This is a genomic window from Phaeobacter sp. PT47_59 (assembly GCF_028890025.1).
Classification (GTDB): domain Bacteria; phylum Pseudomonadota; class Alphaproteobacteria; order Rhodobacterales; family Rhodobacteraceae; genus Phycobacter.
In genome coordinates, this window is sequence record NZ_JARCJL010000039.1 from 1 (window position 1) to 24,454 (window position 24,454).

The window sequence follows — 24,454 nt, forward strand, 5'->3', positions numbered from 1 at the left end:
GACGCACATGACCAGATCAACATGTTCTTCCGTCCCCGCCGCTATCGTCTTACCGCCACATCGTACCGCCACGCCCGATCCGATGCCTTTGATCTTTGGAACGGCTACGCACTCGAGATGACCGCATGACGGGCGCGGAGCAGGCCGCATTCAGCCGGGTGCAAATAAGTTGGCAATGCCCGAGGGAGGCCGCGAACTTGGCGTTCTCGACCTTGCCCATATGGCCGCGGCTCACGTCGGCCCGATGAGCAAGCTCCTCCTGGCTGAGGCCGCGGGCGCGTCTCAATTCCTGGATGTTCAGTGCTACTCGGTCCCGCAAGTTCATGCCCTCGAAACGGACACGCTGCGCGAAATATCGCCACGCGATATATGTTACATTCGGAGGTGCAGAGAAGAATTCTTGGAACGGCGCGAGATCGCCGGACTGGGATGCCTGCCGATGCGCAGGTCACGGGATGATCCGTCTCGCAAACATAATGGGCCGTTCAATCGTTCTTTCGGAAAAGGGCGGCACCGGCAATACCGGTGCCGCTAGGAATTCGCCCACAGGGAGGAGGTAAAGGGCGAATTCTACAGCGAAATTTGTGTGCGCACCACTTGAACCGCGACTCGTGTTGGGTTCAGGGTAGGGGGTTCATCGCATTTCCTCCATCATCTTTTCACGGAACACCTCTGCAGGCGTTTTCCATCCCAAGCATTTTCGGGGCGTATTATTCAGTCTGTCACAGATCTCTTTCATGTCCTGATCCGTCATTGAGCGGATATCACGTTTTCTAGGCAGCCAGCGCCGAGCACGCCGGTTCGTGTTCTCGACCGTTCCTTTTTGCCACGGAGAGGACGGATCACAGAACCAGGCTTGCGTGCCAATCTCAGCTTGTAGATGTGGCCAGTTCATAAACTCAGAACCACGATCAAAGGTGATCGATCTGCGCGCTGGATGGGGCAGGTCTTTGATCGCCTCAACGATCTTTTCCATCACGGGTTTGGTGCGCTTGTTCGGGTTTTTAAGGATCACCGTGAACCTGCTGACGCGTTCAACAAGCGAAGTGACGTTTGCCTGCCCAAGCTTTTGTTTGAACAGCATCAAATCGCCCTCCCAATGACCGAATTGACGTCGGTGGGCCACGTCATCGGGGCGGAACAGAATGCTGACATCACGGTGGAATTTGGGTTCTCGACGTCGGCGGGTGCGTCGAGGACGTCGGGCGACGCGATGCGTTGGCAGGTACCACCATAGATCCTCGCGCTGGCCTTCGCGTGAATAGATGTAGCGATAGATCGTTTCTTGGCACACGCGCGGCTTTGCTCGTTCTTGGATCATGCGGTTGCTGATCTGCTCGGGCGTCCAGCCGTCTTTGATCCGCTCAATGACACGCTGACAAAGTTCTGGATATTTGATGAGCTTACGGTCCCGTGCACGACGATCCGCCTGCATCAAATGCGCTGCTGCACCGTAATACCCATCGTTTTTCGGCATGCTCTCATCTGAGAAATGATTGCGCTTTAATTCGCGGAATATCGTCGACCTGCAGCGCTTCAAAACCCGTGCCATTTCGTCAACGGGGACTTTAGCGTGCCTCCAGCGTTCTATTTTGCGTCGTTCTGTGATACTCAATTGCGTGTAAGACGTTCCCATAGCGATTCCTCTCGTCAGATAAACTACTGTTTTCTAACAAGAGTCGCAGTTGAGGGTAGCGTGTGCCTGTGATGGCTCAAGGGTCGTTGCGACGGTTTCCGCTATCTCAGTTTCATCATCTCTTCTCTGAACGCTTCGGTCGGGGTGCGCCAGCCGAGGCACTTTCTGGGCGTTCCGTTGAGGTAGTCACAAATCGCCTTCATAGTGCGATTTGAGAGCGCTGCGAGCTGGGTGTCTCGGGGGAGATATCGTCGCGCCCGCTTGTTCAGGTTCTCGACGGATCCTTTCTGCCATGGGGCTTGCGGATCGCAGAACCAGCTGTCGGTGCCGATGCCGGACTTTAACTTGCGCCACTCGCGGAACTCGAAGCCTCTATCAAAGGTGATGGAGCGACGGGCTGGCTGGGGCAGGGGTTCCATGATGTCCATCAGCTTGTTGATAAAGTGCGTCGAGCTGCGGTCGTTGTTGCGGAACAGGACGGCAAACCGGGTCTTGCGTTCGACCAGTGAGGCGACATTCATGGTGCCTTGAGAACGTTCAAAGATCATCAGATCGCCTTCCCACTCGCCGAAAGTCTCACGCGTCTTCACATAGTCCGGGCGTTGATGAATGGACCGATCCGGTGGAAATACCTGGCCTCTGGGCCGTCTGGCGTAGCGTGGCTGCCGTTTCTTTCTTCGACTGGGCAGATGACGCGCCAGTTGCTCAGATTGGCCTTCAGCGCTGTAGACATAAGCGTAGATCGTCTCGTGACTGACGCGCACGGGCTGGCCATCAAAACCGAGGCGTCCAGCGATCTGTTCCGGCGTCCAGCCGATCTTCAACTGAGCGATGACATGGGACCGCAGATCAACAAGTCGGATCAATTTGCGACGCCGTGCGCGTCGATCGGATGCGTATTTCTGAGCATTCATTCCGTAGTATCCGTTCAGATACGACAGCTCATCGTCGACAAAATAGTTCCGCTTGATCTCGCGATACACGGTCGAGCGATGCCTGCCGATCTCCGCTGCGATCTTGCTCACCGGCACTTTTGCATTCAGCATGTCTTCGATTGCGCGTCTTTCACGTAAATCCAGCTCTGTGTGGGCCATGTCCGTTCTCCTTGCTTTTCAGCAAGATAGGGGATTTGTCGCAACCCAGTTTAGAATGTGCCCTGGGGTTTGATAGAAATCGCATAATTGAAATTATGTTAAGTATTTGCGATCCTCGGGAATTCGAGAGCCCGTCTTTTTTTGGCTAAAGCCGATGGGTCGCAAATGTGCTTTTCCCTTGTTCCCGACCGGCACTGAGCGGGCGCAAGCAGAAACGAGAGTTCACAGACCGCAACGCATATATTGAACGGACAATGTGCTTGGCACGATAACACACTACTTCTGATTCTCGTTTGAACGCGGCAAAGCACCCGCTTCTTCTGATAGCTATCCCCAAGCTTATGAAAAAGCGTCAATATTTTTTGTTGACTGCTTCAGCTATTTATTACTTACTAGTCAGTAAAAAGGAAACCTAAATGCTGACAAAAAAACTGTCGTCTTGGAACCAAAGGGGTCGCCGATCTGGTGCGCGTTGACGAAATCATTGCTGCAGGCTGTAACCAGGGCTGCCAGCTCAGGATTGTGATCGAAGACATGCGATGCCAGCTGCCGCACGTCGTCCACCCAATTGGAAAGCCTCAGCCTGAAGGGGATCAAGGACAGCAAGAGCTACAAACACCTCGTCCACATGTACCTTACAAGCAAGGTACCCGGTGGCGGTTGCGTCGATTGTTGGCATGGGCGCCAAAAAGGCGAGCCACAAAATCAGCTGCATTTGGCAAGTTGAAAACACATTAAACCGGGTTTTCGAAGATGGCAGTGACGTGGTGAACAATCTCTGGAAGCTGAACGAAACTACCAAGTGAAGTCGCGTTTCCCATCGGACACTTCCCGATGGCCGAACATCAAAAAAAGGAGCCTCATAATGAAGGTGCTGGTGCCTGTCAAACGCGTGATCGACTATAACGTGAAGGTTCGCGTCAAAGCGGGCGGATCGGGCGTTGATCTCGCCAACGTGAAAATGTCGATGAATCCGTTTGACGAAATTGCCGTCGAGGAGGCGATCCGACTGAAAGAGGCCGGCAAAGCCGAAGAGATCATTGCGGTCTCGGTCGGCGTAAAGCAGGCGCAGGAAACGCTGCGGACAGCTTTGGCCATGGGGGCCGACCGGGCGATCCTGATTGTCGCCGCCGACGATGTGCATACCGACATCGAACCCCTCGCCGTGGCGAAGCTGCTGAAAGCGGTGATCGACGAAGAACAGCCAGGTATCGTTCTGTGCGGTAAACAGGCCATCGACAATGACATGAACGCCACCGGGCAGATGCTTGCGGCGCTCACGGGTTGGGCACAGGCGACGTTCGCCTCCAAACTGGAGATCGACGGCGACAGCGCCAACGTGACCCGCGAAGTCGACGGCGGATTGCAAACTATCAAGGTCAAAATGCCGGCCATCGTCACCGTCGACCTGCGCCTGAACGAACCGCGCTATGCCTCGCTGCCGAATATCATGAAGGCCAAGAAAAAGCCGTTGGACGAAAAAACCGCCGCCGATTACGGCGTCGAAGTCGCCCCGCGCCTGGAAATCGTCAGCACGGCCGAACCCGAGGCCCGCGCCGCTGGGATCATCGTCGGCTCGGTCGACGAACTGGTCGAGAAACTCAAAGAAGCGGGGGCTGTGTAATGGCTGTTCTTCTCCTTGCCGAAGTGAACAATGGCGAATTGTCGCTGGACGCCACCGCCAAGGCCGTGACCGCCGCCAAGGCCCTGGGTGACGTGACCGCGCTCTGTGCCGGGGGCTCTGCCGCCGCCGCGGGCGAAGCCGCCGCCAAGATCGACGGCGTGTCCAGAGTGCTGGTCGCCGAAGACGCAAGCCTCGGCCACCGCCTGGCGGAATCCACCGCTGCGCTGATCGTGTCGCTGGCCGGTGATTACGAGCATATCGTTGCGCCCGCCACCACCGACGCCAAGAACGTGATGCCGCGTGTTGCCGCACTGCTGGACGTGATGGTGATCTCAGATGCCTCGGGCGTGGTTGACGGCAACACGTTCGAACGCCCGATCTATGCCGGCAATGCCGTGCAGACGGTCCGCTCGAACGATGCCAAAAAGGTCGTCACCTTCCGCACCTCGACCTTTGATGCGGCCGGTGACGGTGGTTCGGCCCCGATCGAAACCATCTCGGCGGGTGACAATCCCGGCCTCAGCGAATGGGTCGAGGACAAGGTCGCCGAAAGCGATCGACCTGAACTGACCTCGGCAGGCGTCGTGGTCTCGGGTGGCCGCGGTGTCGGTTCCGAAGAGGACTTCAAACTGATCGAAGCCCTCGCGGACAAGCTAGGCGCCGCTGTCGGCGCGTCGCGCGCGGCGGTCGATTCGGGCTATGCCCCCAACGACTGGCAGGTCGGCCAGACCGGCAAGGTCGTGGCCCCGGACCTCTATGTTGCGGTCGGCATCTCGGGTGCGATCCAGCACCTCGCCGGCATGAAGGACTCCAAGGTCATCGTTGCCATCAACAAGGACGAAGAGGCCCCGATCTTCCAGGTCGCGGATTTCGGACTGGTCGCCGACCTGTTCACCGCCGTGCCGGAATTGATCGAAAAGCTCTGATCTGGAGTCAGAAAATGACCTATACCGCCCCCCTTCAGGACATGCGTTTCGTTCTGCGCAAGCTTTGTGATCTCGACGCGATCAGCCAGTTGCCTGGCCTTGAAGAGGCAACGCCGGATATGGTGGACGCGATCCTCGAGGAAGCCGCCAAATATGCCGGCCTAGAACTGTCGCCGCTCAGCCGGTCCGGCGACCTCGCCGGTCTGGGTTTTGAAGATCGCCGGGTGACCATGCCCGAAGGCTGGAAAACCGTCTACGACATGCTGGTCGAGATGGGCTGGAACAGCCCGTCGGCAAGCCCCGAATACGGTGGCATGGGTCTGCCCTTCGTGGTCAATGCCTGCATCCAGGAGATGTTCCACGGCGCCAACATGGCATTCCAGCTCTGCCCGATGCTGACCCAGGGCGCGATCGAGGCGCTTGAATGCTATGCTTCGGACACCTTGAAAGAGACCTACCTGCCCAAACTGGTGAGCGGCGAATGGACCGGAACCATGAACTTGACAGAACCGCAGGCAGGGTCTGATCTGGCCGCGATACGGTCAAAGGCGGTGCCCGAGGGCGATTGCTACCGGATCAGCGGCCAGAAGATCTTCATAACTTACGGCGAGCATGACCTTACTGACAACATCATCCACCTCGTGCTGGCCCGACTGCCTGATGCTCCGGCGGGCGTCAAAGGCATCTCGCTCTTCGTTGTACCGAAGGTGATGCCAGATGGCGCTCCCAATGACGTGCACTGCGTTTCGATTGAGCACAAGCTGGGTATTCATGCCAGCCCGACATGCACGTTGTCATTTGGAGATAGCGGTGGCGCCGTCGGTTACCTTGTGGGCGAGGTCAACCGTGGACTGGAGTATATGTTCGCGATGATGAACAACGCCCGGCTCAATGTGGGAATCCAGGGCATCGGCGTTGCCGAACATGCCTGCCAGGACGCGGCGGCGTATGCAGCCGACCGCCGGCAGGGCAAGGTTGACGGGGTCGAGGGGTCGGCCGCAATCATTCACCATCCAGATGTTCGCCGCATGCTGGGTATCATGAAGAGCCGCACCGAAGCCGCCCGCATTCTCGCCTACCGCGCCGCGGCGGCGCTGGATTTTGCGCATCGCGCCGTCGACCCCGAGGCCCGGGACCGTGCACAGCGCCGGGTTGATCTACTGATCCCGGTTGTCAAAGGCTGTTCGACCGAGATGTCGATCCAGACCGCCTCGCTTGGCATTCAGGTTCATGGTGGCATGGGCTATATCGAGGAAACCGGTGTAGCACAGCACCTGCGCGACGCCCGGATCACCACGATCTACGAGGGTACCACGGGCATTCAGGCACTCGACCTGACCGGGCGCAAGATCCTGCGCGACCGCGGTGCGGCGGTTCAGGAAATCATCGACGACATGCGATTGAGCGCGGCGGAACTTGCCTGCGAGAGCAGCCCGCACGGTGATTGGACGCTCTTGTCGCGCAGCGTTTCGCACGCTGCCGATACGGTGGAAACCGCTACAAGATGGCTGCTTGATGCGGGTAAGGAAACCGCACATACGCAGGCCGCGTCGGCAATGAACGTGCTAGAGCTCTTCGGCCTTTCGCTGGGCGCCTGGGCCTTGGGCGATGCGGCGCTTGCTGCCGCTGGGGAACCTGCCGCGGGTGGCCAATCCGACCATGCCGGCGCCAAGATCCGGCTGGCGGAATTCTATGCGCAGCAAGTCTTCCCCGAGGCGCTGGCACGGCTGAGCGCGGCGACGGATGGTGCGTCGAGCGTTCTGGCGCTGGCACCCTCTGATCTGCACAGCGTTGCGTGAGGTCATTGAGATGTCTGGATCTGCACGAGAAACGATAGAATATGATGTGGTGATCGCCGGCGCGGGGCCTGCGGGTCTGAGCGCCGCGGTCCGTCTCAAGCAGCTCGACAGTTCGCTTGACGTGGTGGTGCTGGAAAAGGGTTCGGAAGTGGGGGCGCATATCCTGTCCGGCGCAGTACTCGATCCCTCGGGGCTCGAGGCGCTGATCCCCGACTGGAAGGAAAAGGGCGCGCCGCTAAACGTCCCGGTGACCTCCGACAAGTTCTACATGCTGGGCGAGGCCGGTCAGATCCGGGTGCCGGGGTTTCCGATGCCGCCGCTGATGAACAACCACGGCAACTACATCGTCAGCATGGCCAATGTCTGTCGCTGGATGGCCGAGCAGGCCGAGGAGCTGGGCGTCGAGGTTTTCCCCGGCATGGCCTGTTCCGAGCTGGTTTATGACGAAAACGGCGGCGTGAAGGGTGTTGTGGCCGGTGAGTTCGGCAAGGAAGCCGATGGCACACCGGGGCCGGCCTATGAGCCCGGCATGGAGCTGCACGGCAAGTACGTGTTTCTGTCCGAGGGCGTGCGCGGGTCACTGGCCAAGGAAGTGATTGCCAAATACGACCTGTCGAAGGGCAAGGAGCCGCAGAAATTCGGCATCGGCATGAAAGAGATCTGGGAGATCGACCCGGACAAGCACAACGAGGGTGAGGTGACCCACACCATGGGCTGGCCGCTGGGAGGCAATGCCGGGGGCGGGTCGTTCATCTATCACCTCGAGAACAACCAGGTCTATGTCGGGTTCGTGGTGCACCTGAACTACAAGAACCCGCATCTCTTCCCCTATATGGAATTCCAGCGCTTCAAGCATCACCCGATGGTGGCCGAACTGCTGGAAGGCGGCAAACGCGTGGCCTATGGCGCACGGGCGATTTCCGAAGGCGGATACCAGTCGATGCCGAAAATGGTGGCACCCGGTGTAGCGCTGTTGGGCTGTTCGGTGGGCATGGTCAACGTGCCGCGGATCAAGGGTAATCACAACGCGATGCTCAGCGGCAAGGCCGCGGCCGAGGCGGCGTTTGACGCGATTAAGGTCGAGCGGTCGGGTGATGAGCTGACGGCGTATGAGGACGACGTGCGGGGCGGCGCCATCGGCAAGGATCTGAAAAAGGTGCGCAACGTCAAGCCGATGTGGTCGAAATGGGGGATGCTGCCCTCGCTGGCGCTGGGCGGTCTGGACATGTGGACCAACACGCTGGGCTTTTCGCTCTTTGGCACGATGAAACATGGCAAGACCGATGCGGCGGCCACCGAAGAGGCCAGCAAGCACAAGGTGATCGATTATCCAAAACCCGATGGCAAGCTGAGCTTTGACCGGCTGACCAACGTGTCGTTTGCGATGACCAATCACGAGGAAAGTCAGCCAAGCCACCTGCAGCTGGGTGATGACAAATTGCCGATCTCGGTCAACCTGCCAAAATACGGCGAACCGGCACAGCGCTATTGCCCGGCCGGCGTCTACGAGGTGGTCGAGGAAGACGGCAGCGACCCGCGCTTCGTGATCAATTTCCAGAACTGCGTGCACTGCAAGACCTGTGACATCAAGGACCCAAGCCAGAACATCAACTGGGTCACGCCGCAGGGCGGCGACGGACCAAATTATCCGAACATGTAAATGCCTAAATCAGGAGAACCGCACTATGAACGAGCTGAACGGATATGACATCGAAGATCTCGAACCGGGCATGACCGCCACGTTCTCGAAAACCATCACCGACGCCGACATTGTTCTCTTTGCCGGGGCATCCGGCGACAACAACGCCATTCACATCAATGATGAGTTTGCCAAAACCACACCGTTCAATGGCCGGATCGCGCATGGGTTTCTTACCGCCAGCACTATCTCCGCGGCGATTGCCAACAAACTACCCGGGCCCGGAACAATCTATATCTCGCAGGAGATGAATTTTGTGGCACCTGTGCGTCCAGGAGACACAGTTCACGCTGAAGTGATTGTCGAAACAATCGAGACCGAGCGCTGCCGCGCGAACTTGAGAACAACCTGCCGCGTCCGCGGGCAGGTCGTGGTGGACGGCGAGGCCACTGTCAAGCTGACCTCCAGCGCCAAACGGGGCACAAAAGCCGCGTAGGATATGGCCGACGATCCTTTAGTCAGCCACTTAAATTGTGTCCCCTGTGACTGAACATTCCACCAGCCGCCACGACGACAAAGAGGACATCGTGGGTATCACGACGTTCCTGGGGTTGCTTGACAGGACGGCGTTGCCGCTTGGATGCGCCAGAAAGACAAACTTGACATGATGGGACTCGGATGATGACACAGTGGACTAAAACGAACGACACAGCCGACACAGCAAAGGCCGCAACGGAAATGCAGGATCTGACCCTGCGCACGACAAAAGTGCTGTCACAGCTGCACGTGCGGGCCCTCAAAAAGGCCAGCGGGTCAGAGTATTCCCTGATCGACGCCAAGACACTTGCCAAAGCCTATGGAACCTTCTGGGCCGACATGCTGCAGGAGCCGGGCAAGCTGGTTGATGCACAGATAAAGGCCAGCATGGCGATCCAGTCTTCGTGGAAGGCGATACTGCAAGGCCCCGATGAAGAAAGCGGTGTGCGAGATCGCCGTTTCAGCGATCCGAGTTGGGAAAAGGACCCGATATCGCGAGCCTATCGCGATGTGTTCCTGGCGATTGAAGGCGCGACCAATGACCTTTTGGAAGAGCTTCCAAAAAATTCCAGAGATTATATGCGTGTCAGATTCTACACGCGGCAGATGATGAGCGCACTGTCGCCCAGTAACTACCTGCTGACCAACGCTCCGGCGCGTAAGATGTTCACTGAAACCAACAGTGCGAGTTTTCGGGAAGGATTGTCCAAAATGCTCGACGATCTCGAGCGCGGTGAGGGGCGCCTGGACATCGCGACGAACGATCCGTCGGCGTTCACGGTCGGAAAGGATCTTGGCACGACAGAAGGCGAGGTTGTGTTTCAAAACGACCTGATGCAGCTGATCCAGTACCATCCGCGCACACCGGACCAGCACAGTGTGCCAATCCTGTTTGTCCCGGCCTGGATCAACAAGTTCTACATTCTGGACATGCAGCCGAAGAACAGCCTGGTGCGCTACATGCTGGATCGGGGGCATTCCGTGTTCGTGATTTCCTGGGTCAACCCGACCAGCGATCACGCGGACAAGGATTTTGCTGATTACATGAAACTCGGACCGCTGGCCGCGCTTGATGCCATTCGCGACATCACCCGCGAAGAAAAGGCCAATATCCTCGGTTTCTGCATTGGTGGCATCCTGGTGACGGCAACGCTGGCTTACCTCGCAGCCATTGGTGATGACCGGGTCAATTCCGCCACGACACTGGCCACCATGGTCGATTTCAAGGACGTGGGCGAAATCGGCGTCTTCGTCGATGAAAACCGGCTGGAAGTCCTGCGTGCGCATATGGAAGAGAAAGGCTATCTTGAAGCCTATCACTTGCAGGACATGTTCTCGATGCTTCGCGAGAACGATTTGATCTGGTCGTTCTTCGAGGCCAATTACCTGCGCGGTCGGAAACCCCGGGCTTTCGACCTTTTGTATTGGAATTCGGATTCCACACGACTGCCTGCGGCCATGCTGCTTTGGTATCTCAAAGAGGTCTATCTAGAGAACCGGCTGCGCCAGCCCGGTGGATTGGAAATGAACGGTGTCAAGATCGATCTGAGCAAGATCGAAACGCCGGTTTTCGTACTTGCCACGTCCGAGGATCACATCGCCCCCTGGACCTCGATTTATCCAGCGACGCAGATACTCGGCGGCGAGGTTGAATTTGTCCTTGGCGGCTCGGGCCATATTGCCGGAGTCATCAACCCCCCGACCGAACGTGCCAAATACGGTTTCAGAAAAAGCGACACCTATCCGCCAGAACCAGCGAATTTTCTGACCAAGGCCACGGAAATGCCGGGGTCGTGGTGGCCCTACTGGGCGGACTGGCTCGAGGCCAAAGACGGCAAGACCGTCAAGCCTCGAAAGCCCGTCAACCGCGGAAAGTACAAATCCATCGAGCCGGCACCGGGAAGCTACGTTCGGGCGAATTGAGACCGCGTTCCATGACAGGGATATGTGGTCGTTCGGTACTGCCGGAAATCGCCGCGAAACCTGAACGCCATCCCTCGTGAAGCGGAACGACCGGAAATCCTATCCCTATTGAACCAAGCATCAAACGTCTTGCATTCCTCGGCATAATCAAATGGCCGGTAGCGGATACTCCTGTGCATATGTGGGCAGGGCAACGATCTTCGTCAGATTTCACCGAATGAATTGCCCCCCAATCAACCGGCATTCCGAAATCCCGACTGTGACTGGTCTGGTTGTATGCCGAAATTGAGCGCAAAAACACAGCATTGGGTGCGCTAGGCTCGTATTCCATCGCTGACAAGTTCAAGGATCTGGTTGGCAATAACCTCGGGAGGTTCCGGACCGTCGGGATCGTACCACTCCGGCATCTGGTTGAAGGCCGAGAACAGAACCTGGGCGAGCCTTTTAGGCGAGCATTCGCGGATTGACTTATCCTTGATACCTGCCTCGATGACCTCTTCAAGGAATTCCTGACCGTCGCGCAAGGTTTGGCGCAGTTTTTCCTGATTCTTGCCCGTGAGGTTGCGGCGCGCCTCGCGAATCAATGAGGAACCGAAATCGCTCACAACCAATGCAGCGTAGGAACGAAAAAACACATGAACCCTGTCAAGGCCATTGCCAGTTGACCTTTGGGCCGCGTCAAAGCACAGACCGACCCTTTCCAGGGAAACCAGTGCGCACTGCATTAGGATGTTTTCCTTGTTGCGGGCGTAATAATACAGTGCAGGCTTGGTCAGATCCAGTTCAGCGGCGATATCATCGAGCGAGGTTTTCTTGTAGCCGACCGACGAGAACAGACTCGCCGCGACATCCAAAACTGCGCGGCGTTTAAGTTCCTGCTGTTCCTCGACGTCTTTTGTCTTTTTATGCCATTGGATCGCAGGCACATTTCCCTCACTATAAATTGTGCGCCGGGCGAGAGAACTTCCCGCCCGACATGTTGGCGAGATTAGTAGTCGAGGCCCCGGGCTGCAACGGTCCAGGAGCCGTTTTCAACCCTGGCCAGAATCAGCGTTTCCACCCCCTGGTGATCTTCGGGGCCAAAGCTGATTGTTTGGCCGCCGATCGGATCGACATAGCCATTGATCGCCTCGATCGCAGCCAAGAAGCCTTCGGTGGTCAGTTCGGGGCCTGCCGCTTCAAGCGCCTCGGCCAGCAAATCGATGAAAATATAGCCCAACTGCGCCTGCGGCTCCATTTTTGTCCCATAGGTCTCTGCATAGGTTTCCAGGATGCGTTTGGCCTCGCCTTCCGAAGTCGCGACATCGGCGAAGACGAAGGGCGAAACCAGATAGAGCCCTTCCATTGCACCGTCTGCCGCCTTGGCCACGGCATCCATGTAGGGGATCATGCCCGTGACGAAGATCGGTTCGAAACCGAGCTTCTTTGAGGTGGCAACGGTCAAGATCGTGTCCTTGACGCTGCCGGCGTTGAAGACGATGTCGCAGCCTGCATTCTTCAAGGTCGTGACCGAAGACACCATGTCGGTCTCTGTGGCCGCATGCTCGGTTTTTGCAACGATCTCCATGCCGTATTCATGTAGCTGCTGTTCGACGCCAAGCGTCATCGACTCGCCCGCCTCGTTGGCGATCTGCGACACGCAGGGAGTCACAAACCCGCCGTTCTCATGAAAATAGGCAACCGCCGCTCGGAACTGCTCGGTATAGCTGCGGAAGAAGGCGTATTTCATTGGATGCAGCGGCTCGGCCATCTCGGTCGCCGCGGTCATGGGAAACAGGTTAGGAACGCCGGCCTCCAACTGCTGCGGCATGACCGCGAGGTTCATTGGTGTTCCCAGCGCGCCGACCATGGCAAAGACCTTGTCGCGGCGCAACAGTTTGTTGGCTGCCTGAATGGCGCGCGGCACCTGATATTGCATGTCCTCGATCACGATCTCAAGCTGGCGGCCATGGATGCCGCCGGCGGCGTTGATCTCGTCCACGCGCATCCGCAGGCCGTTGGCTTCGGGCACACCCCAGACAGCCAGCGGGCCGCTGAGATCGGTATAGCTGCCAAGCGTGATCTTATCTTCGGTCACGCCCTGCGGACCAGCGATGGCCGCCCCGGTGACCAGCGCGGAGAGCGCCAGTGCAGTTGCAAAATTCTTCATGATTTCCTCCCTTTCAAGTTTCAGTACATAGTTTCAATGAGGTCTTTGTATTTACGCTCGACCTCGTTGCGTTTGAGTTTCATCGTCGGAGTGAGTTCCTCATCCTCAGCCGTCAGAAGCACGTCGATCAGGCGGAACTTCTTCACTTGTTCCACCGGCGAAAATCCGGAATTCGCACGGTCCACCTCGTTGCCAATCAACTCGATGATCGGCTCGCTTTCGCAGAGCGATTTGTAGTTCGAGAACGGGATGCGCTTGTCCTGTGCGTATTTCTCGACCGTTTCCTGGTCGATCATGATCAGCACGGTTAGGTACTTGCGCTTGTCGCCAATGATCACCGCGTCCGAGATGTAGGGCGAGAATTTCAGCTCGTTTTCCAGCTGCGAGGGCGTGATGTTCTTGCCGCCGGCGGTGATGATGATGTCCTTCTTGCGGTCCAGAATGGTCAGATCGCCATTGTCGTCCATCTTGCCGACATCGCCGGTATGCACCCAGCCATCCACCATGGTCTCGGCGGTCTTTTCCGGCTGGCTCAGGTAGCCAGAGAAGTTTGACCGCGCGCGTATCAGGATCTCGCCATCCTCGGCCAGTTTGGCTTCGACGCCGCGCATGGCCCGCCCGATCGAGCCGATGGGCGATTGGCCTGGAACCGTGGCAGTGACAATGCCAGTCTCGGTCTGTCCATAGGCTTCCTGCACAGAGACGCCGAGCGCATTGAACCAGCGAAGCAGTCGGGCCGAGATCGGCGCGGCGCCCGAAACGATCGTATGCGCCCGTGCCAGACCCAGTTCCACGCGGATGTTGCGCAGGACAAGGAAATCGATCGCTCGGTGAAAAAGGGAAAGGCCCAGCGGCACCTGTTTGCCCGCAGCCAGCAGATCTGCCCGGCGTTCGGCCACTTTCAGCGCCTGCGTATAGGCAAAGCGTCCAAAGGCGGTGGCGTCATTCATGATGAAAGAGATGCGGGAATAAAACTTTTCCCACACCCGCGGCACGGCAAAGATGAAAGTCGGGGCCACTTCCTGAATGTCGGCATTAAAGGTCTCACCGCTTTCGGCAATATTGATGGTGATGCCATGCCGGATCGGGGTTGCGACCGAGATGATGCGCTCGGCCGCGTGGCACAGCGGCAGGAAAGTCAGGATTTCGTCGCCCGGGCCCAGCGGCATTTCCGGGTGGTTGTCGGCCTGCGCCAGAAAGAACCGGTGCGAGATCATCGCGCCCTTCGGCGCGCCGGTGGTGCCCGAGGTATAGATCAGCGTGGCGATGTCCTCGCCCTTGCCGGCATCAATTCGGGTTTCGAAGGCGGCGTGCATTTCGGGGGCGCCGTCCGCGGCAAGCTCGAGAAACGCCTCCCATCCCATGACCTTGTCGTGAGAAAACCGGCGCAGGCCTTCCATGTCGTAGACAACGACCTTTTCAATCCCCGGCAGCTCGTCCTGTACCAGCAGGTATTTGTCGAGCTGTTCCTCGTCCTCGACGAACAACACCTTGGCGCCGCTGTCGTTGAGCTGATAGGCGACCTGTTTTTCCTGCAAGGTCGGGTAGAGCCCGTGGGTGACCGCGCCGATGCACTGGATGCCGAGATCGGAAAACACCCATTCCTTGTTGTCTTCGCTGATGATCGCCACGACGTCGCCGGCATCGACCCCCAAGGCCATCAGCGCACAACCTGCCTGCCGGGACCGGTGATAGTAGTCGGTCCAGGTGTATTCTTCCCAGATGCCGAAATCCCTTTCGCGGATCGCGATCGCAGACCCGAATTTCCGGCAGTTCTGCCGAAACAGCTTGGGCAGTGTGTCGCAGCCGTCGATTTCAAAGACGGGCGGGGTCCAGTTTTGTGTAGAGATGTCGTTCATCGCCATGTCTTCCTTGCTTTCCAGCGGCGGTCGCCCCGCGCGCTGTCGGCCTTGATGCCAAGGTAAAATTCGCGGATATCGGCGCTGTTCATCAGCACGTCGCGTTCGCCTTCCATGACGATCCGCCCGGTTTCCAGCACATAGCCGAAATCGGCGGCCGGAAGCGCGACGCTGGCGTTCTGTTCCACCAGCAGCATCGTCATGCCTTCCTCGACATTGATCCGCTTGATGATTGCGAAAATCTCGGAAATCAGCCGGGGCGAGAGACCCAGCGACGGCTCATCCAGCAGCATCAGGCTGGGCCGTGCCATGAAGGCGCGTCCAAGGGCCACCATCTGCTGTTGCCCGCCCGACAGGTAGATCGCCTGCTTGTCGAGAAATTCGCGCAGGACCGGGAACCAGCCCAGCACCTTTTCGAAATCGCGCGCCACCTCGTCGCGGTCCTTGCGGCAATAGGCACCCATCATCAGGTTGTCTTTCACCGACAAAAGCGCAAACACTTCGCGTCCTTCGGGGCTATGGGCCACACCGGTGCGGGCAATCACATCCGGATCCAGGCCGGTAATGGCCTTACCCTTGAATGTGATCTCACCTTTGAACGGGTCGAGCGCCCCCGAGATGGTTTTCAGGATAGTGGTCTTGCCAGCGCCGTTCGATCCCATGACCGTGACCACGGTGCCTTCGCGCACCGAAAGGCTGACACCGCGGATCGCCATGACGCGGCCATACATGGTTTCGACATTGCGGACTTTCAGAACTTCGCTCATGCCGCTTCCCCCCCTAGATAGGCTGCCTGCACATCCGGGTCGTCCTGCACCTCCGAGGCGCTGCCGGTGGCCAGGAAGCGGCCTTCGTTGATTGCCAGAACCTTGTCCGAGACCTTGTTCACCAGCTTCATGTCGTGCTCGATCATCACCACGGTGATGCCCAGATCCTCGCGGATGTCTTCGATCACAAAGGCGGTGTCGTCGGTTTCCTCGGTGGTCAGCCCGCTGGAGGGCTCATCCAGCAACAGGATCTCGGGGCTGGCGACCAGCGCGCGCGCCATCTCGGTTTTCTTGCGCACGCCGTAAGGCAGGTCGGCGACGCGGGCGTGACGGTAGCCTTCGAGATCGAGAAACTCGATAACCTCTTCCGCCTTGCGGCGGTGCTCCAGTTCCTGGCGTAATTGGCCGGGCAGGAAGAACAGCTCGCTCAGCGGCGAGAACCGCCCATGCCGGAACCGGCCGATCAACAGGTTGTCCAGAAGTGAGGCATGCTCGAACAATTCGATGTTCTGGAAGGTGCGGGCGATGCCGTGGTTGATCACTTCGTGGGGCCTGGCCCCCAGCAGGCTTTCGCCACCAAAGCGGATATCGCCTTCCAGCGGGTCATAGATGCGGCAGATCAGGTTGAACACCGTGCTCTTGCCGGCACCATTGGGACCGATGATGGTGAATACCTTGCCCGGTTCCACCGAGAAGCTCAGGTTATCGACGGCTTTCAGCCCACCGAATGCCAGCGACACGTTTTCGACTTCAAGCCAGCTCATTTCAGACGCTCCGTCTTGAGGAAGGTCTTCTGACGTTGGAAGCTGCGGCGCTTGTACATCGGGAAGACGTTGAAATAGTGATGGATTTTGACCCAGCGGCCATAGAGCCCATCAGGTTCGAACAGGATGAAGCCAAGAAGGATCATCCCGAAGGCGAGGCTGTCGAACCCGCCGGATGTGGCTATGGCCCCGGGAAGCAGCACCTTGACCCAACTCAGGACGGTGGGCAGCAGCACGATGAAGAACGCGCCGAAGATGGCCCCGTGGATGGTGCCGATCCCACCGACAACGATCATAAGAAGCAGGCGAATGCTCTCACCCATGCCGAAAGTTTCCGGTGTAATGTAGTAGAACGCATGCGCCAGAAGCCCACCAGCCAGACCGGCGAACACCGCCGACAGGAAGAAGGCATAGGCTTTGTAGAAGGCCACATTCGTGCCCAGCGAACGGGCCGAAACTTCGCTGTCGCGGATCGCGATCAGGGCGCGGCCAGACCGTGTGCGCAACAGGTTGCGCGTCATCAGAATGGCGCCGACAAACAGGGCGAGATTTAACAGGTAGGTCTTCCAGCTCTGGTCGATGGCGATGCCGAAGATGTCGATGCCCGGAACCGGCAGGCCACGATGTCCGCCGGTAAAATCGCCGCCGCCGCCGATCAGCCGTTCGGTCACGATAGCAATCGAAAGCGTAGCGATGGCGAGATACAAGCCATGCATGCGCCCGCAGATGCGCCCGATGGCCAGCCCGACCAAACCAGTGATCAGCGCCGCCAGGGGCAGCGACAGGATCCACGGCACGCCGTAGCGGCTGAGCAGGATGGTATGAGCATAGGCGCCGATGGCAACAAAGGCGGCCTGCCCGAAACTCACTTGTCCCGAGAATCCGGTGAGGATCATCAGACCCAGGCCGGCGATGGCATAGATGTAGACAAACGACAATTCGTCCAGAAAGTAGCCGTCAAGGAACAGCGGGGCGGCAAGCGCGATACACAAGAACAGCAGATACCAGAAAGCCTGTGTGCGGTCGCGAAACAGGCGGATGTCCTGCTTGTAGGATTTGCGGAAAAGAACGCGCATGAGCCTATACCTTCTTTGCGTAGATTTGTGCCAGCAGCCCTTCGGGCCGGATCAGCAGCACGACGAACATGATCAGATAGGCGCCGATGCCCTTGAACGTCGGGAACATGATGTCGAAGAACGGCTCGGTCACGCCGATCAGCAAACAGCCCAGAACGGCGCCGGGGATCGATCCGAACCCGCCGACAATGGCGCCGGCAAAGGCTTTGAAGCCGACAAATCCCATCTGCGTCGAGACCAGCGTGACCGGGCCCAGGAGCAGGCCGGCGATGGCGCCGAAGATTGCGGACATGGCCCAGATGGACGAGGTCAGGCGCTTGACGGGGATGCCCATGTAAAAGGCCGCCAATTGGTTCAGGGACAAGGCCTGCATCGCCACGCCTTGGCGGGCATAGCGGAAGAAGGCGTAAAGCCCGCTGGCCACGATGGCGGTTACCAGGATCGCCAGAACGCTGGACCAGCCAATGATGACCGACCCAAGCGTCAGATTGCCCTCAACCGGGGCAGGCAGCGAATAGTTGCCAAAGCCCCATACAATCCCGGCCACGGCGCGCAGTGCAATTCCCAGCGCCAGCGTCAGGATAAAAACGGTGAACACCGGCTGCCCGGTGAGCCGCCGCACAACAAGCGCGTCGACCCCGTAACCGAACCCGCCCATGAACACGAGCGTCAGCAAGGCCCCCAGCCAATAAGGCAACCCCCAAAGCACGATGAACTGATAGCCTACAAAGGCCCCCAGCATCATGAACTCGCCCTGGGCGAAGTTCACCTGCTCGGTAGCCTTGTAGACCAGCACCAGGCCGATGGCGATCAGGCTGTAGAGACAGCCCTGTGACAGGCCGACCAGCAAAAGCTGTATGGCGTCGGCGAAACTCAGACCGGTCATATGGCGGCCCTCCAATGCTCTAGGATTTCGTTCATTTCGACGAAACCGGCGTCACCGGTTGTCGGAATGTCTGGCGGGGTTTGTGAGAATCGGGGGGCCGGGGCGGGCATTTCGATGCCGTCCACGGTGACAAAGCTCTCGCGTGCCCGGTTGTGCTGGTGTGTGGCAGCTTCGGCCAGTGGCACCACCGGCGCAAAGCAGGCATCGCTGCCTTCCAGCACCTCGCACCATTCGGCCTGTGTCCGGGTCAGGAACAGTTCGGTCAGGGCCTCGCGCATGGCCGGCTGCGCCTCGGGCGCATATTGGTCGGCAAAACGCGGATCATCGCTCAGCCCGGTCAGGCGCAGGAATTCGGTAAAGAACTGTGGCTCGACACAGCCGATGGATATGAACTTTCCGTCGGCGGTTTCGTAACAACGATACCACGCCACCCCGCCATTGATGAAATCGCCAGCGCGCTCGCCGCTCCAGGCCCCACCGGCCGCCAGCCCGTGTTGCATGGTCATCAAGAGGTTGACCCCATCGCACATGGCCGCGTCGACCACCTGACCCTCGCCGGTTGCGCGCGCATGGGTCAGGGCCGCGAGGATGCCGACATTCAGCATCATCGCGCCACCACCCTGATCGGCAATCAGGTTCATTGGCGCGGGCGGGGGCCGGTCGGCCTCGCCCAGCCCATGAACCGCGCCCGTGATCGCGGCATAGTTCAGATCATGCCCGGCAGCCTGTGCCAGCGGCCCGGTCTGTCCCCATCCGGTCATGCGGCCATAGACCAGCGCCGGATTGCGTGCCAGAACCGCCTCTGGAGCGAATCCGAGTTTCTCCATCTTGCCGGGGCGGAAGCCCTCGATCAGAATCTCGGCCCGCTCGATCAGCCCCCAGAGCTTTTCAGCATCATTTGCCTGCCGCAGATCGAGCACCAGACTGCGCCGCGAGCGATTGAACAGGTTGTGTTTCTCATCGATCGGCAAGGGGAAAGCCTGACCGGGGCGCGTGATCCGCACCACTTCGGCGCCCATGTCGGCCAGATGCATGGCCGCAAAGGGCGCAGGCCCGATCCCGGCCATTTCGATGACCCGAACACCTTTGAGGGGACCGTTGCGTGTCAGCATCTCGTCACCTCGCCCGCAGCCGCGTGGCGGCATCCAGACGCAGGGTCGCGCCGTTCATGTAGCTGTTTTCGATCAGAAAAGCGCAGGCATGGGCGAATTCTTCCATCCGGCCCACCCGCTTGGGGGCCTCGACGCTTTCTTCGAGCGAGGCGACGACCTCATCTCCGAGGCTCATCACCATCGGTGTGCCAAACAGTCCCGGCGCGATGGCGTTGATACGGATGCCTTTCGGCCCCAGCTCGCGCGCGGCAGGCAGGTTGAGCCCTATCACACCGGCCTTGGACGAGGCATAGGCAGTCTGCCCGATCTGGCCTTCATAGGCCGCCCCGGACGAGATGTTGACGATCACGCCACGCTCTTCCCCGTCTTCGGGCGGGTTTTCCAGCATCCGCGCGGCGGCCTGGCTCATCACGTTGAACGTGCCCACAAGGTTGATCTCGACCGTGCGGCGAAAGGCATCGAGAGACGCAGGTGCGCCCTCGCGGTCGACCACCTTCATCGGGCTGACCACACCGGCACAGTTGATGGCGACATGCAGCGCGCCAAAGCGGTCGACCACAGCCGAGATGGCCTCGGACACGTGCTCGTCGCTGGTCACATCCACCTGCCGGAACATGGCCCGGTCCGCGCCCAAACGGTCGGCCAGCGCGGTGCCCTGTTCCATGTCGCGGTCGAACATGGCCACCTGTGCACCCAGCCCGTGCAGGTATTCTGCCGTCGCAGCACCAAGTCCCGAGGCCCCGCCGGTCACGATAATGGTCTTGCCTTCTATCTTCATGACCTGGGCCCCTATTTGAACGCCGCCACACCGGTCAGGGACCGGGCGATCAGCAGTTTCTGAATCTCTGTGGTCCCGTCCGGGATCGGCCCGATGATGGCTTCGCGGGCCAGGCGTTCGACGATGAACTCGCGGGTCACGCCGTTGCCGCCATGGATCTGCACCGCCTGCCGCGTGGCGTTCACCGCGATCTCGGTGCCGTACCACTTGGCCATGGCGCATTCCGTGTCGCAGCGTTCATCGCGGTCGATCATGCCGGCGGCACGATGGGTCAGCAGGCGCGCGGCGTCGATCTCGGTTGCCATGGTGGCGATCTTGTCGGCAATCATCTGATGCCCGGCGATCTGCTTGCCATGCTGGTTGCGCTCTTGCGCGTAACGGATCGATTCCTCAAGCGCCCGGCGCGCCAGCGCGATGCCCCACATCGCCATATGCACCCGCGCGCGTTCGAACACGACCAGCGTCTGCTGCAACCCGCGCCCTTCGGCGCCGATGGTGTTCTCAACGGGCACCCGCACCTCATCGAGGAAGACCTGCGAGGTCGACTGTGCATTGAGGCCGATCTTGGGGATGTCGCGGGTTTCGAACCCGTGTTCCTTGCGGTCGACCAGGATATGCGTCAACCCCTCGCCGGTGTTGCAGGTGCAGATCAGGAAATCGGCGAAACGCCCGTTCGAAATCCAGGTCTTTTCGCCCGAAATCACCCAATCGCCGCCATCCTTGCGGGCGCGTGTCTTGACCGCCGCCACGTCCGAGCCGACACCCGGCTCAGAGATGCCGATGGCCACGGATGTCTCACCCGCCAGAAGCTGTGGGATATAGCGCGCGCGTTGTTCATCGGTTCCAAGGCGAAGCAAAAGGTCGGCGCCCACCACGTTGATTAGGATCGGCAACGCAATGTCCATCGCCGTGACGCCGACCTCTTCGAATAGCATCAGGTGCGTGGACCAATCGAGCCCCATGCCACCCGCCTCTTCGGGATGGGGGGCCGAGGTCAGGCCGAATTCGGACAGTTGCGTGAGGAACCCCTGGATCACCTCTTTTTCAAACGGCGCATCCTTGACCTTCAGGTATTCCGGTTCGATCTGGTCATCGAGGAAGCGACGCAGCATGTCGCAGGCCATTGTCTGTTCTTCGGTCTTGAACATCTCGCTCTCCTATCGTGCCAGAATCAGGACCGAGGCCACGGCCTCTTCGATCCCGATCAGCCCACCACCGTTCTCTGCAATTGCCACCTTTGCCCCTTCGACCTGGCGCGTGCCGCATTCGCCGCGCAGCTGGCTGACAAGCTCATAGACCTGCCCCAGACCGGTGGCGCCGATCGGGTGGCCCTTGCACTCCAGCCCACCCGACGGGTTGACCGGCACACGCCCGCCAATCGTGGTCTCGCCACGTTCGGAGGCTGCCGCGCCCTCACCAAAGGGAAAAAGACCAAGGTTTTCGATCTGGATCAGCTCGCCCACAGCAGTGGCGTCATGCACCTCGGCGACCGAGACGTCCTCGGGCCCAAGCCCGGCCTTCTCATAGGCGCGCCGGGCCGCCTTAGCGGTCAGATGGTTTTCAAAGTCGTCGCCATCCCGGTCCGAACCGGTCTGGATCACGCTGGCACGCAACTCGATGGCGCGGTCTCGGGAAATGCCGTGGCGCTTCATGCCCGCTTCGGTCATCAGCACCGCCGCAGCACCGCCATCGCTCATCGGGGCGCACATCGGCAGGGTCAGCGGATAGGTGATCGGCGGCGCGCCCAGCACGTCGCCAACAGTGTAGGGATCGCGGAACTGCGCCTTGTCGTTTTCCACCGAATGCATGTGGTTCTTGGCCGCGATGGCCGCGAATTGCGCCTGTGTCGTCCCAAAGAGGCGCATATGCGCGCGGGCAAAGGCGGCGTAGACGGCCATGAAAACGGAATAGGGTTTTTCGGACTCGCTGCCTTCCGGCAGATCGATCCCATGTCCCAGCGCCAGCAGTTGTTTTTCATTCTCCTCGGCAGTCGCCAGTTCCCAGCCCGAGTCGAAAAAGCTGAACATCTTGGCCTTGTCACCAGTCCACATCTTCTCGGCCCCGACGGCCAACGCCACGTCTCCTTCGCCTGCCTTCAGAAACTGCGCCGCCAGGTTCAGGGCGGTTGATCCGCTGGCACAGGCGTTTTCGACGTTCACAACCGGAATGCCCTCGATCCCCATATCGCGCAGGGCGATCTGGCCCGGGATCATCAACTGGCCTTCCAGATGCCGCTGGGTGGCGTTCGAGAAATAGGCGGCTTCGACCGCACCGGCGGAAATCCCGGCATCAGCCAGGGCCCCGGTGACGGCCTCGCGGGACAGCGACTTCACAGTCGCCCCGTCCAGGCGTCCCATGCGCGTCATCGCCACGCCGGTTATGTAAACCTTGTCCATCTTGGTCCTCATCAGTTTCCGGCAAAGACCGGTTTGCGTTTCTCCGAAAACGCCGCCAGCCCTTCGGCAGCGTCGTTTGATGTCAGGTGGTCGCGCAGGACCGACAATTCCCAGACCAGAGCTTCGGCTTGCGACATATCTACTGACGCGTTGGCGACCGCTTTCATGCGCGACAGGACGAGCGGGCTTTTGTCAGCCAGATCACTTGCGAACGTGTCCAGACGAGCCTCAAGCGCATCATCGGCAACAACTTCCTGCACAAGCCCCATGCGCAACCAATCGCGCGCCGGCAGACTTCGGCCGGAAAACAGCAGATATTTAGCGTTCGGCAGGCCAATCCGAGAGGGCAGGACAGCAGCGCCACCGGCCCCCGGAAAGACCCCAAAATTGGCATGCGCATCACCGATCTTCGCGCTTTCTGCGGCGATCAGTACGTCGCAGCACATGGCCAGTTCCAGACCGCCGGCGACGGTCACGCCGTTCAGGCCACCAATGACGGGTTTGGGAAAATCGCGGAGAATCTGAAAAACCTCCGCTACGGCATCAAGGAAATCGCCGTCTTCGGACCGCTCCTTTGACAGACCAGCTTGCACCGCCTTGAGATCAGCGCCCGCACAGAACGCCCGGCCGCTGCCGGTCAGCACCACAACGCGCAGCTTTTCGTCACGACGAATGCACTCAAGCGCCTCCCCAAGCTCCAAAACCATGTCCCGCGAAAGAGCGTTCAACTCGGTGGGTCTGTTCAGGCGCAACCAGGCCGCCGATCCCCGCGTCTCCAAAATGACATTTACATGTTGCATATGCTCACCTTTATTTACTGACTAGTAAGTAATAATAAGCCTGCGCTGTCAACATCAAATTTCCTTATCTATTACAGCACCTTGGAAGAAACGCTCGAATGGGGGTTCATAAAACCTGTAAAAAACCGAGAATCAGAGTGACAGCTTTTTCGGGCGAGACTCGTTGTTCGCGAAGGAAATCTCACAGGAATTGCTGCCTGTCGGTAATCATGTGTGCTTGCGCTTCAGGAATGCCGAACAGGCAACACCGAACAAATTCAGTCGGCTACACATCGCAGATTTCTGACAGGTCCCGCTCCCGACAGCGGCAACGAGTAGGAGTTAGTGTCCGCGCACGTGGTGTAATTTGTCGGGTGGCCCGAGGTCATGATCAGGCGGCTTTGATGCTGAGAATTGGGTCTGTCTCCTCGTTGTCGATCTGTGCGAATGCCTCGACCATCATATAACGGCTGGCGGTCTGCCATTCGTCGTTTTGCTCGAACAGCACGGCGCCGATTAGGCGGGTGATGGATGCCTCGTTGGGGAAGATGCCGACGACATCTGCGCGCCGTTTCACTTCCTTGTTCAGGCGCTCGATGGGGTTGGTGCTGTGAAGCTTGGTGCGGTGCTGGCGTGTGAACGGCGGAGCAATACTCGGCCACGGTAGCGACGGCATAGTGTTGTCGCGGGCGGCGTAAAAGTCGTCCACT

21 protein-coding genes and 2 pseudogenes are annotated in these 24,454 nt (G+C 59.2%); 7 read left to right on the top strand and 16 right to left on the bottom strand.

The features are described 5' to 3' along the window. Positions 1 to 129, top strand: a pseudogene (locus tag PXK01_RS20640) (IS6 family transposase); the annotation flags it as partial. A gap of 31 nt (positions 130 to 160) precedes the next feature. Here the strand turns inward: PXK01_RS20640 and PXK01_RS20645 are convergent. The 3 genes and pseudogenes from PXK01_RS20645 to PXK01_RS20655 all read right to left on the bottom strand — a co-directional run. Further along, positions 161 to 325 (bottom strand): annotated as a pseudogene (locus PXK01_RS20645) (helix-turn-helix transcriptional regulator); the annotation flags it as partial. 309 nt (positions 326 to 634) lie between these two features. Beyond that, the gene (locus PXK01_RS20650; RefSeq protein ID WP_274861574.1) at positions 635 to 1,636 is read right to left on the bottom strand and encodes an IS30 family transposase; all 1,002 of its coding nucleotides are present in this window, start codon (positions 1,634 to 1,636) and stop codon (positions 635 to 637) included. 101 nt (positions 1,637 to 1,737) lie between these two features. Continuing rightward, positions 1,738 to 2,730, bottom strand: a complete 993-nt coding sequence (locus PXK01_RS20655; RefSeq protein ID WP_274861575.1) for an IS30 family transposase — start codon at positions 2,728 to 2,730, stop codon at positions 1,738 to 1,740. 865 nt (positions 2,731 to 3,595) lie between these two features. On the opposite strand from PXK01_RS20655, the gene PXK01_RS20660 reads away from it, so the two are divergent. The 6 genes from PXK01_RS20660 (at position 3,596) to PXK01_RS20685 (ending at position 11,178) form a co-directional block, all read left to right on the top strand. Continuing rightward, a complete protein-coding gene (locus PXK01_RS20660; RefSeq protein ID WP_161353838.1) occupies positions 3,596 to 4,354 on the top strand; it encodes an electron transfer flavoprotein subunit beta/FixA family protein in 759 nt (252 codons plus the stop codon). Beyond that, positions 4,354 to 5,280 carry an electron transfer flavoprotein subunit alpha/FixB family protein gene (locus PXK01_RS20665; RefSeq protein WP_161353837.1) on the top strand — a complete coding sequence of 309 codons (927 nt, stop codon included), beginning with the start codon at positions 4,354 to 4,356 and terminating at the stop codon, positions 5,278 to 5,280. Before PXK01_RS20660 ends, PXK01_RS20665 begins: the two co-directional genes overlap by 1 nt. Positions 5,281 to 5,294: 14 nt before the next feature. Next, a complete protein-coding gene (locus PXK01_RS20670) occupies positions 5,295 to 7,079 on the top strand; it encodes an acyl-CoA dehydrogenase (RefSeq protein ID WP_161353836.1) in 1,785 nt (594 codons plus the stop codon). A gap of 10 nt (positions 7,080 to 7,089) precedes the next feature. Further along, a complete protein-coding gene (locus PXK01_RS20675) occupies positions 7,090 to 8,739 on the top strand; it encodes an electron transfer flavoprotein-ubiquinone oxidoreductase (RefSeq protein WP_161353841.1) in 1,650 nt (549 codons plus the stop codon). A gap of 25 nt (positions 8,740 to 8,764) precedes the next feature. Further along, positions 8,765 to 9,214, top strand: a complete 450-nt coding sequence (locus tag PXK01_RS20680; RefSeq protein ID WP_161353835.1) for a MaoC family dehydratase — start codon at positions 8,765 to 8,767, stop codon at positions 9,212 to 9,214. A gap of 242 nt (positions 9,215 to 9,456) precedes the next feature. Then, positions 9,457 to 11,178: a PHA/PHB synthase family protein gene (locus tag PXK01_RS20685; RefSeq protein WP_161353834.1), complete on the top strand. Its 1,722-nt coding sequence runs from the start codon at positions 9,457 to 9,459 to the stop codon at positions 11,176 to 11,178. A 314-nt stretch (positions 11,179 to 11,492) separates the two neighbouring features. Here the strand turns inward: PXK01_RS20685 and PXK01_RS20690 are convergent, their stop codons facing one another. The 13 genes from PXK01_RS20690 to PXK01_RS20750 all read right to left on the bottom strand — a co-directional run. Beyond that, positions 11,493 to 12,104, bottom strand: coding sequence for a TetR/AcrR family transcriptional regulator (locus PXK01_RS20690; RefSeq protein ID WP_274861576.1), 612 nt, complete (start codon positions 12,102 to 12,104; stop codon positions 11,493 to 11,495). Positions 12,105 to 12,166: 62 nt separating this feature from the next. Further along, on the bottom strand, positions 12,167 to 13,327 hold the full coding sequence (locus PXK01_RS20695) for an ABC transporter substrate-binding protein (protein WP_243614752.1): 1,161 nt from the start codon (positions 13,325 to 13,327) through the stop codon (positions 12,167 to 12,169). A 20-nt stretch (positions 13,328 to 13,347) separates the two neighbouring features. Continuing rightward, on the bottom strand, positions 13,348 to 15,186 hold the full coding sequence (locus PXK01_RS20700; RefSeq protein WP_244525673.1) for an AMP-dependent synthetase/ligase: 1,839 nt from the start codon (positions 15,184 to 15,186) through the stop codon (positions 13,348 to 13,350). Further along, entirely contained in the window at positions 15,183 to 15,953 is a 771-nt protein-coding gene (locus PXK01_RS20705; RefSeq protein WP_093455111.1) for an ABC transporter ATP-binding protein, read from the bottom strand. The genes PXK01_RS20700 and PXK01_RS20705 overlap by 4 nt, the downstream gene beginning before the upstream one ends. Next, a complete protein-coding gene (locus tag PXK01_RS20710; protein WP_093455112.1) occupies positions 15,950 to 16,717 on the bottom strand; it encodes an ABC transporter ATP-binding protein in 768 nt (255 codons plus the stop codon). Before PXK01_RS20710 ends, PXK01_RS20705 begins: the two co-directional genes overlap by 4 nt. Beyond that, positions 16,714 to 17,793 (bottom strand): branched-chain amino acid ABC transporter permease, encoded by a 1,080-nt coding sequence (locus tag PXK01_RS20715; protein WP_093455113.1) that lies wholly within the window; start codon positions 17,791 to 17,793, stop codon positions 16,714 to 16,716. The genes PXK01_RS20710 and PXK01_RS20715 overlap by 4 nt, the downstream gene beginning before the upstream one ends. A gap of 4 nt (positions 17,794 to 17,797) precedes the next feature. After that, positions 17,798 to 18,679 carry a branched-chain amino acid ABC transporter permease gene (locus PXK01_RS20720; RefSeq protein WP_093455114.1) on the bottom strand — a complete coding sequence of 294 codons (882 nt, stop codon included), beginning with the start codon at positions 18,677 to 18,679 and terminating at the stop codon, positions 17,798 to 17,800. Further along, a complete protein-coding gene (locus tag PXK01_RS20725) occupies positions 18,676 to 19,791 on the bottom strand; it encodes a CaiB/BaiF CoA transferase family protein (protein WP_093455118.1) in 1,116 nt (371 codons plus the stop codon). The genes PXK01_RS20720 and PXK01_RS20725 overlap by 4 nt, the downstream gene beginning before the upstream one ends. Before the next feature lie 4 nt (positions 19,792 to 19,795). Then, positions 19,796 to 20,569: an SDR family NAD(P)-dependent oxidoreductase gene (locus PXK01_RS20730; RefSeq protein WP_093455115.1), complete on the bottom strand. Its 774-nt coding sequence runs from the start codon at positions 20,567 to 20,569 to the stop codon at positions 19,796 to 19,798. Between the two features lie 11 nt (positions 20,570 to 20,580). Then, positions 20,581 to 21,717, bottom strand: coding sequence for an acyl-CoA dehydrogenase family protein (locus PXK01_RS20735; RefSeq protein ID WP_093455116.1), 1,137 nt, complete (start codon positions 21,715 to 21,717; stop codon positions 20,581 to 20,583). A 9-nt stretch (positions 21,718 to 21,726) separates the two neighbouring features. After that, positions 21,727 to 22,965 carry a thiolase family protein gene (locus PXK01_RS20740; RefSeq protein ID WP_093455119.1) on the bottom strand — a complete coding sequence of 413 codons (1,239 nt, stop codon included), beginning with the start codon at positions 22,963 to 22,965 and terminating at the stop codon, positions 21,727 to 21,729. 11 nt (positions 22,966 to 22,976) lie between these two features. After that, positions 22,977 to 23,765: an enoyl-CoA hydratase/isomerase family protein gene (locus PXK01_RS20745; RefSeq protein ID WP_093455117.1), complete on the bottom strand. Its 789-nt coding sequence runs from the start codon at positions 23,763 to 23,765 to the stop codon at positions 22,977 to 22,979. Positions 23,766 to 24,135: 370 nt separating this feature from the next. Then, a partial coding sequence (locus PXK01_RS20750; protein ID WP_274861577.1) for a transposase occupies positions 24,136 to 24,454 on the bottom strand: 319 nt, incomplete at its 5' end.

What these genes read in the sequence shown, in the direction of transcription:
- PXK01_RS20685 (WP_161353834.1), top strand. Translation starts at nt 9,457, where the DNA reads ATGCAGGATCTGACCCTGCGCACGACAAAAGTGCTGTCACAGCTGCAC.
- PXK01_RS20670 (WP_161353836.1), top strand. Translation starts at nt 5,295, where the DNA reads ATGACCTATACCGCCCCCCTTCAGGACATGCGTTTCGTTCTGCGCAAG.
- PXK01_RS20655 (WP_274861575.1), bottom strand. Translation starts at nt 2,730, where the DNA reads ATGGCCCACACAGAGCTGGATTTACGTGAAAGACGCGCAATCGAAGAC.
- PXK01_RS20730 (WP_093455115.1), bottom strand. Translation starts at nt 20,569, where the DNA reads ATGAAGATAGAAGGCAAGACCATTATCGTGACCGGCGGGGCCTCGGGA.
- PXK01_RS20705 (WP_093455111.1), bottom strand. Translation starts at nt 15,953, where the DNA reads ATGAGCGAAGTTCTGAAAGTCCGCAATGTCGAAACCATGTATGGCCGC.
- PXK01_RS20675 (WP_161353841.1), top strand. Translation starts at nt 7,090, where the DNA reads ATGTCTGGATCTGCACGAGAAACGATAGAATATGATGTGGTGATCGCC.
- PXK01_RS20745 (WP_093455117.1), bottom strand. Translation starts at nt 23,765, where the DNA reads ATGCAACATGTAAATGTCATTTTGGAGACGCGGGGATCGGCGGCCTGG.
- PXK01_RS20715 (WP_093455113.1), bottom strand. Translation starts at nt 17,793, where the DNA reads ATGCGCGTTCTTTTCCGCAAATCCTACAAGCAGGACATCCGCCTGTTT.
- PXK01_RS20700 (WP_244525673.1), bottom strand. Translation starts at nt 15,186, where the DNA reads ATGAACGACATCTCTACACAAAACTGGACCCCGCCCGTCTTTGAAATC.
- PXK01_RS20680 (WP_161353835.1), top strand. Translation starts at nt 8,765, where the DNA reads ATGAACGAGCTGAACGGATATGACATCGAAGATCTCGAACCGGGCATG.
- PXK01_RS20660 (WP_161353838.1), top strand. Translation starts at nt 3,596, where the DNA reads ATGAAGGTGCTGGTGCCTGTCAAACGCGTGATCGACTATAACGTGAAG.
- PXK01_RS20710 (WP_093455112.1), bottom strand. Translation starts at nt 16,717, where the DNA reads ATGAGCTGGCTTGAAGTCGAAAACGTGTCGCTGGCATTCGGTGGGCTG.
- PXK01_RS20725 (WP_093455118.1), bottom strand. Translation starts at nt 19,791, where the DNA reads ATGCTGACACGCAACGGTCCCCTCAAAGGTGTTCGGGTCATCGAAATG.
- PXK01_RS20740 (WP_093455119.1), bottom strand. Translation starts at nt 22,965, where the DNA reads ATGGACAAGGTTTACATAACCGGCGTGGCGATGACGCGCATGGGACGC.
- PXK01_RS20695 (WP_243614752.1), bottom strand. Translation starts at nt 13,327, where the DNA reads ATGAAGAATTTTGCAACTGCACTGGCGCTCTCCGCGCTGGTCACCGGG.
- PXK01_RS20720 (WP_093455114.1), bottom strand. Translation starts at nt 18,679, where the DNA reads ATGACCGGTCTGAGTTTCGCCGACGCCATACAGCTTTTGCTGGTCGGC.
- PXK01_RS20650 (WP_274861574.1), bottom strand. Translation starts at nt 1,636, where the DNA reads ATGGGAACGTCTTACACGCAATTGAGTATCACAGAACGACGCAAAATA.
- PXK01_RS20665 (WP_161353837.1), top strand. Translation starts at nt 4,354, where the DNA reads ATGGCTGTTCTTCTCCTTGCCGAAGTGAACAATGGCGAATTGTCGCTG.
- PXK01_RS20735 (WP_093455116.1), bottom strand. Translation starts at nt 21,717, where the DNA reads ATGTTCAAGACCGAAGAACAGACAATGGCCTGCGACATGCTGCGTCGC.